This is a genomic window from Candidatus Hydrogenedentota bacterium, assembly GCA_018005585.1.
GTDB lineage: Bacteria > Hydrogenedentota > Hydrogenedentia > Hydrogenedentales > JAGMZX01 > JAGMZX01.
Genome location: JAGMZX010000021.1, coordinates 18,959 through 26,613, shown reverse-complemented (window position 1 = coordinate 26,613; position 7,655 = coordinate 18,959). Strand labels below are relative to the sequence as shown.

Sequence of the window (7,655 nt, the reverse complement as noted above, 5' to 3'; positions counted from 1 at the left end):
TACAACGCCTGTCGACAGGTTCAGGAACCCGGTTGCGGCAGGCGCACGATGAACTCGGCATACGCGCCCGGTTCGGAAACCAGGAACAATTCGCCGCCGTGCTCGCGCACAACGATGTCGTAGCAGATGGACAGGCCGAGCCCGACGCCCGCGTGGGCCGGTTTCGTCGTGAAGAACGGCTCGAAGATACGGCCTTGGTCGCTTTCCGGGACGCCGTCGCCGTTGTCGCACACGCGGACTTCGACGAAACCGTCCTTGCGCAGGCTGCTGACCGTCACGACCGGTTCGTAGGCGCGGCCGAGGCGCTGTCTCTTCTCGTGCACCGCGTACAGCGCGTTGTTCACGAGGTTAAGCACCACCCGGCTGATACTGCGCGGCTTGACGCGCACCTCGCCGATGGCGTCGTCCAGGCGCATCCGCACCGTCGCTTGGACCACATCGTGCCGCGACCGGAATTGGCGCAGCGCGAGAGGAACGAATTCACGCAGCAGCGCATTGAGATTCGACGGCTCCGGATCGTCGGGCGCGCTCCGCGCGTGCTCGAGCATGCCCTGCACGACGGCGTCCGCGCGGTCGCCGTGCTTGCGGATGCGGCGCAGGTTGTCCGCCAGCGCATCAATCAATTCCGCAACCCGCGCGCGCGTCTGCACCGGCAAGCCGCCCGGGCTTGCAGAAAGCTCCAGGCGCAGTTCTTCGATCAACTCCTCGCTCAATTCCGAGAAGTTGTTGACGAAGTTCAGCGGATTCCGGATTTCGTGCGCCACCTCCGCGGTGAGCTCTCCCAACGCGGTCAGTTTCTCGCGAATCTGGTGATGGCGCGGCGTTTCCTGCACGCGCCACAGCATGCGGCCGCTCTCTGTCTTGTGCTGCTCCAATTCTTGTCTCACCTGCCGCGGACTTGCCGCGCTGCCGGCGGCCTCTGTCTTGCCCGGAAGACGCTCCGTCCCGGCGCCCGGCGCAGGGTCGTTCAAGATCATTCGCATGCGCCGGGCTTGGGCGGTACCATCCTGGCAAGCCATCACAAGTTCCCTCGATTTCAAGGCTGCGCCGGAATCGCCGCGCCCCTCTCGATACGGTCGACCGGGCGCATCGGGGCCAGAACAACTGTTCCATTCACGGACGGGAATCGCCGGCGGCAAACCGGTTTTCCTCTTACACCGATTATGCGCACGGGCCCAAGTGTAGCGGATGCGTTGACGTCCCACGCGGCTTGGGCCTACAGTTACAGCGTTTCAGACGGATCGTTACAGCGCGGCCGGGCGCAAATGAAGGATGAGAACTATGCACAAGAACCCATCAGAGACGGTCATGGACCGCAGGGATTTTCTGAAATCTTCCGCCGCGCTTGCCGCGGCGACTGCTGGCGCGTCCGCGCTGGGCGCGGCGCAAGAGCCGACCCCGGCCCGCAAGACGCCGGGCAGCGACGGGCTGATCCATCGCAACGAGCGCCCGTCGATGGCGTATCGCAAGCTGGGGCGCACCAACTTCTTGGCCAGCCGCCTCGTGTTCGGCTGCGGCGCGGCGCTGTCCGGCGGCCGGGGCGTCCATCTGCTTGAGCGGGCCTTTGAGGCCGGCGTCAATTATTACGACAACGGCTCAAATCTGTACTACAGGGGGAGCGAGAAGGCGTTCGCGCCATTTCTCAGAGCGCACCGCGACGACGTCTGGATCGCGTCAAAAGCCCCTCTGCGCCTGCTCCGGGACTTGCAGGAGACCGGCGCGCTTTCATTGGAAGACGCAAAGTCGATGGCGGCGGGATGGACCCGCCTGCTTGAAGCCAGCCTGAAGGACCTCGAAACGGACTACGTCGACGCCTATTACCTCATGGCCGTCTCGGACCCGCCCGTGGTCGCGTGCGAGGAGCTCTACGCGGCATTTACGCGGGCGCGCGATGCGGGCAAGGTGGGTCATTTCGGGCTGAGCACGCACAAGCGGGCCAAGGAGGTCCTCGAGGCCGCTATCGAGACGGGGTGGTACGACATCGCGATGGTCGCCGTGACGCCCGCGGGCTGGTACGACTGGGACTCGCGCAGCCTGCTCGCGGGCACGCCGCCGATGACCGAACTGCGTCCGTTGCTGGACCGTGCCCGCGACGCCGGGCTCGGGCTCGTGGGCATGAAGGCGGGCCGGTTCCTTACCGGCCCCTCGGGCGAGGCGGCATTCGACTCCTATTACGAAGAAGGGCTCCTGAAAGCAGGCCTTAACGCATATCAACGTGCCTACGCCTACGTGCTCGAACACGGCGTTGACGTCGTGAACGCCGACATGCAGAATTTCACGCACCTCGAAGAGAATCTGGTCGCCGCGGCGCGTGCACAGAGTCTGTTCGCGTGAGGTTCAGGCCTCAGCCTTTTACTGGTCCGGCGCACCTGTTTCTTGCAGCGGCGCGACGCGCTCCATGCGCCTTATCACTTCCTGAATCAGCGGCAGCGAGCGAACCAGCCGTATAAGAAGCCTGTTCATCTGTGCGAACGGCGCGGGCAGGGGACGCTCGAAATCGACGAACAGGACGACGCGGTCCGCCTGCGCGAAGTTCCACGCGTCGTGTTTGTACACGTCGTCGAAGACAATTCCCCGCCCTTCTTCCCAATGCAGGACGTGGCCCGCGACGCGGAGGCCGCACGATTCCTTCGGTTCCGGAACCACGAGACCCAGATGGAACCGCAGCACGCCCTTGTATGGGCCGCGGTGTTCGGGAAGGTACTTGCCCCCGGCCAGTATCGAGAAGAGCGCCGTGGTCATGCCCGGGATGCGTTCGACGGCCGCCGCCGTGGCGGGGCATAGGGCGCAGTTCTTGACGAACCGGCGGCCATAGGCGTAGAAAAAGAACGTCTTCCACCGGTCATCCTGTGACAGGAATCGTTGACTGGGCATGATGTCCTGCACGTTCGGCACCGTCGAGCGGGACGCAAGCAAGTCTTCGGCTTCCCCGCGGATCGCCGGCCAGCACGACTCGACCTCCGCCACCCAGGGAAAGGCGGCCTTGTCAAATACGGGCTTATCGCCCACCGGGGAGAAGCGCGCCATCGCGCGCGGCACGGCGTTGAATAGCCAATGCGCCGCCCCCTTCAAAACCCATTGCCCCCACGTCATTTCCGGTTGCCTGATGGGCGGAATCACGATTGCGGGCCTCCTGACCGATTCTGAAAACAACCGGTGCGCCGCTTTCCTTACCAGCACGCAGGCGCTGCCCTTGGCCCGGTTCGCTCGCATCTGCTATACCAATCGGGCCGCCCGGCCCGGTGTGTCATGAGTTCGATGACGTATTGCTGCGTTTCGTGCGGCACCTTGCTGGCCGTCGTGCTATGGCGCAGCAAGTTCCGAGAGGAACAAAGTGCAAGCATCCACCTTCGCATGAGCTACGACGGACATGAGCTTGCGCATTCCAAGCATGACTGTATTTCTGAAATCGAGTAAATGGACTGTCGGGAGGCCAAAATGGCAAGGATAGACCGGCGCACTTTTGTTGGCCGGATGGCTGGCGGCGCGGCGCTGGCAGCCGGCGGAACCCGTGTGGCCGCCGCTCAAGAGCCCCCATCTGCGGAGACCAGCGCCGCTGCGATTCCGCACGGCGCCGCTGTGTCAAGTCTTGTCTTCGGCGACATCCTCAACTTCTGCGCCCACGAGCATTGGGGCAGCATCCCGTCGATCGGGCAGGTGGATGAAGGGTTCCGGGCGGATGCCGAAGCCGGCGCAACGCCCACGCGGCGGACGGGCGTGTGGGATATCGTGCTCGACCCCTATTTCGGCGGCTGGCTTGCCTCGGCGGGCTGCGATTGGGACGGCATGGCGAAAGCAGCGGGCGCACCGGATTTCCGGGCGTGGTGGGAGCAGTCGCCGGAGGCCGCACTGCGCGCCATGCAGCCGCACCTCGAACGGCAGGTCCTAACCGGCGGGTTTCAGTGCATCCGCCACGGCGTGCTCTTCCTGCACGAAGCCGATATCGCGACGTTCGATGTAGATGCGTGGCAGCGCGCGGATGCTTCCCTGGCGGCGAAATACGGCGACGTATTCGGCTGGTACCGCGACGCCATGCAGCGCGCGCGGTTCTCCGGGCTGATCCGTCCCGTGCATCCCGAGTTCTACCGGCGCGAAGCCGGCGCCGCGGCCGCCGCGGCGGAGCGCGCATTCACGAGGACTATTCTGCGCATTGATTCCTTTCTCGATTTTTGGCGCGAGGTGCATCCGCGGAGAGACGCCCTTGCCGGGATGGCCGGGGTGGACCCCGCGGACGGCGCAAGCTGGCGCGATTTCATCGCCCGCGTGTTCGACTGGAGCGCGACGGCGGGGAACACGGGGATCAAGCAGCTTCAAGCGTACTCGCGCCCGCTGGATTTTGCCGTGCGGGCGCAACGTGAGGTGAAATGGCGCGGCGACCTGACACCGGACGAAGCGCGCGTGTTTCAGGACTGGGTCATGCATGAATGCTGCAAGCAGGCGCACGAGCGCGGCTGGCCGCACCAGGTGCATGTCGGCACGCACAACCTCGACAAATCCGGCCCGCTGCCGCTGGAGGCGCTGGCGCGGCGGTATCCGAAGATGAACCTCGTGCTGCTCCATTGCTGGCCGTTCCTCGATGAAAGTGGCTGGATGGCGAAACATCTGCCCAACGTCTATCTCGAAACCTGCTGGCAGGTCATCCTGAATCCGCGTTTCTACCGGGAGGCGCTCGACCGCTGGCTGAACTATGCGCCCGCGCATAAGATAATGTCCTGCCACGACGCAACCAGCGTCGAGATGGCTGCGGGTTCATCGTTATTGGTGCGCGAGATACTTGCGGAAGCGTTGGAACGCTGCGGCGCGGGCGCGGCAATTTGCCATCAGATCGCGCGGGGCATCCTCAACGACAACGCAACGCAATTGTACGGAGCGCGGTCATGACGCAAACAAACATCAGCCGGCGCGCTTTCCTGCGGGCATCGGCCGCCGCCATCGCCGCAGGCGCCGGTCACGCCGCCGATGACGCGAGGCCCGTGCGCCCGAACATCGTGCTTATCTCCACGGACCAGCAACATTGGCGCGCATTCGGCGCGGCGGACCCGTTCTTCGACACGCCGAATATCGACGCCCTCGCAAAAAGCGGCACGGTGTTCACGGATGCGTTCTGCACGACGCCGCAATGCTCCGCCAGCCGCGCGTCGCTGTACACGGGGCTGTACCCGCACAGGACCGGCGTCATCGGCAACATGGGGTCTGTCCGGCACGACGGCGCGGTCATGCCGCAATTGCCTGAGGGCATCGAGACGCTGGGGTCGCGCCTGCGCGGAGCCGGGTATCACACGGCGTACTTCGGGAAATGGCACCTGGGCAACGCGGATCATTTCAAGGGGCATTTCGACATATCGGAACTGGACGGCGACGCGCAGGCAGGTGCAACGGACAAGGCGGCGTATTACCTCGAACACCGCCGCCAATCGCCGGAAACGCCGTTCGCGTTGTTCGTCAATTATGTCAACCCGCACGACATCTACGAATTCACGCCGAAAGGGCTGTCAGGAACCATCGAGCCGCCCGCCGCGCCCGTGCCATTGCCCGAGTCGTGGCGCGACGACTTGAGCAGGAAACCCCCGCCGCAACTCCAATACCTGCGCGAGGACCAGGGAAGACTGATCTTCAACAAGCCGCGCGTCTACTGGGAAAAATACCGCGAGTTGTACCGCGAGAAATGCCGGCTCGCGGACATCGAAATCGGGACCGTATTGAACAGGCTGGACGCACTGGGCCTTGCCGGCAGCACTATCGTCGTGTTGACTTCCGACCACGGCGACATGGACACGCATCATGGTCTCATCTTCAAGGGGCCGTTCCTGTACGAGAACCTGGTGCGCGTCCCGTTGATCGTACGCGTGCCGCCTGCCTGCGGCGGGATTGCCCCCGGCGCCGCCGGCGCGTTCGCCGTGCTTACCGACGTATTGCCCACGCTGTGCGGTTTCGCGGGCGCGGACCCCGGCGCAGCGGACGGCGTTTCGCTGCAGCCGTTCTTGACCGGCACGGGTCCCGCGCCGGAACGCGAATACGTGATCGGTCAATACTATGGCAAGCAGCGATGGGTAAACCCCATCCGCATGATCCGCACGCGCGCGTTCAAGTACACACGTTACATCCGTCACGGCGAGGAGCTTTACGACCTGGCGAATGACCCGGACGAGGTCGTGAACCTCGCGAACGACCCGTCGCACCGCGACACGAAGCGCGCGCTCGCGGATACGCTCGACTGCTGGATGCGCGAAAACGGCGATACGCAGTTCGGAACGTACTGGTCCACGGACCCGGAAGGCAATCGACTTTCCTGAGAACCAATGATGGACCTGGCGCGATCTGCGTAGTTTGTGGATGCGGAAGGCGCGTATTGTCGGCCGGAAACGAGAGTATGTCCATAGTACACGCTTCAGCGTGTCGTGACTTAGGACAAGCTGACGCTGGAACCACGAACGAAGATATTGGCAAGAAAGGAAAGTGGGCATGATGACTGCATTCCTGGCGATCTGTGTGGCGGGTATTGCAGAAACCAAGGAAGCAGCGGGAAACGACGCCATGTCCCTGCAACTCTGGTATGACAAGCCAGCGAAGTACTGGGTCGAGGCGCTGCCCATCGGCAACGGGCGGCTCGGCGCAATGGTCTTCGGCGGCGTGGCGCGCGAACGCATCCAACTCAACGAGGACAGCTTGTGGACCGGCGAACCGCAGGACGCCGACAACCCGGAATCGCTCGAAGCGCTGCCGGAGGTGCGGCGGTTGCAGGTCGAGGGCAAAATGGTCGAGGCCGAACAGCTCACGAAGCAGAAGATGGTCTGCAAGGGCGAGGGTTCTCATCGTGGCGACGGCGCGGACTACCCCTACGGCTCGTACCAGACGCTGGGTGACCTGTGGCTCGAATTCTCGGGTAGCGCGGAACCTGTTACGGATTACCGCCGCGCGCTCGACCTTGACACGGCGGTCGTCACCGTCCAATACACTGCGAATGGCGTGCGGTACACCCGGGAGGTCTTCTCCAGCGCGCCGGACCAGGTCATCGTTGTGCGCCTGACCGCGGATCAGCCTGGCAGTGTCTGTTTTTCTGTCCGCTTGAATCGCGACGAGCGTAACGGCTCGACGGACTGGAAGAACAACTCAGACATTGATCCGCCGGATTTCGGCGTCGAGGGGCCGAAATGGTCCGCAACCCCTGACCGCGCCAACACGCTGGCCATGTCCGGCAGGGTCTGGGATGACCGCGGCATGGCATTCGCGGCGCGGTTGCGCGTGCTGCACGAAGGCGGCAAGCTGAACGCCTCGGAAGATGCCCTCGAATTGTCCGGCGCGAACGCTGCAACCGTGTTCCTGGCGGCGGCGACGGATTATCGGGGCGAAAACCCCGGGACCGCATGCGCGCAACACATTGAGGCCGCCGCGTCAAGGCACTACGCGGATATTCGGGCAGATCATGCCGCTGAATATCAGTCGCTGTTCCGGCGCGTCACGCTCGATTTGGGCGGCCACGAATCAGGACAGAAACCGATTGACGAGCGCCTGCGCGCGCTGCGCCGGGGCGCCGCGGATCCGCAACTCGCCGCGCTCTACTTTCAGTTCGGGCGGTATCTGCTCATTTCGTCGTCGCGGCCTGGCACGTTGCCCGCGAACCTGCAGGGCATCTGGTGCGACCACTTCCACGCGCC

6 protein-coding genes are annotated in these 7,655 nt (G+C 64.2%); 4 read left to right on the top strand and 2 right to left on the bottom strand.

Annotation, left to right across the window (positions count from 1 at the left end):
* Nucleotides 1-20: 20 nt before the first annotated feature.
* Nucleotides 21-983: a hypothetical protein gene (locus KA184_05560; GenBank protein MBP8129028.1), complete on the bottom strand. Its 963-nt coding sequence runs from the start codon at nucleotides 981-983 to the stop codon at nucleotides 21-23.
* Between the two features lie 298 nt (nucleotides 984-1,281).
* Between KA184_05560 and KA184_05555 the strand changes: the two genes are divergently transcribed.
* Complete coding sequence (locus tag KA184_05555) at nucleotides 1,282-2,334, top strand: aldo/keto reductase (protein ID MBP8129027.1); 1,053 nt, start codon at nucleotides 1,282-1,284, stop codon at nucleotides 2,332-2,334.
* Between the two features lie 18 nt (nucleotides 2,335-2,352).
* Here the strand turns inward: KA184_05555 and KA184_05550 are convergent, their stop codons facing one another.
* Nucleotides 2,353-3,120 (bottom strand): aspartyl/asparaginyl beta-hydroxylase domain-containing protein, encoded by a 768-nt coding sequence (locus KA184_05550; GenBank protein MBP8129026.1) that lies wholly within the window; start codon nucleotides 3,118-3,120, stop codon nucleotides 2,353-2,355.
* Between the two features lie 318 nt (nucleotides 3,121-3,438).
* Here KA184_05550 and KA184_05545 point away from each other — a divergent pair, with 318 nt between their 5' ends.
* From KA184_05545 to KA184_05535, 3 genes are all read left to right on the top strand, one after another.
* The gene (locus tag KA184_05545) at nucleotides 3,439-4,881 is read left to right on the top strand and encodes an amidohydrolase family protein (protein ID MBP8129025.1); all 1,443 of its coding nucleotides are present in this window, start codon (nucleotides 3,439-3,441) and stop codon (nucleotides 4,879-4,881) included.
* A complete protein-coding gene (locus tag KA184_05540; GenBank protein ID MBP8129024.1) occupies nucleotides 4,878-6,293 on the top strand; it encodes a sulfatase-like hydrolase/transferase in 1,416 nt (471 codons plus the stop codon). The genes KA184_05545 and KA184_05540 overlap by 4 nt, the downstream gene beginning before the upstream one ends.
* A gap of 169 nt (nucleotides 6,294-6,462) precedes the next feature.
* On the top strand, nucleotides 6,463-7,655 hold a 1,193-nt coding region (locus tag KA184_05535; protein MBP8129023.1), incomplete at its 3' end, for a glycoside hydrolase family 95 protein.

Excerpts from the sequence above, each read along its gene's own strand:
- KA184_05540 (MBP8129024.1), top strand. The coding sequence starts at position 4,878 with ATGACGCAAACAAACATCAGCCGGCGCGCTTTCCTGCGGGCATCGGCC.
- KA184_05545 (MBP8129025.1), top strand. The coding sequence starts at position 3,439 with ATGGCAAGGATAGACCGGCGCACTTTTGTTGGCCGGATGGCTGGCGGC.
- KA184_05555 (MBP8129027.1), top strand. The coding sequence starts at position 1,282 with ATGCACAAGAACCCATCAGAGACGGTCATGGACCGCAGGGATTTTCTG.
- KA184_05560 (MBP8129028.1), bottom strand. The coding sequence starts at position 983 with ATGCGAATGATCTTGAACGACCCTGCGCCGGGCGCCGGGACGGAGCGT.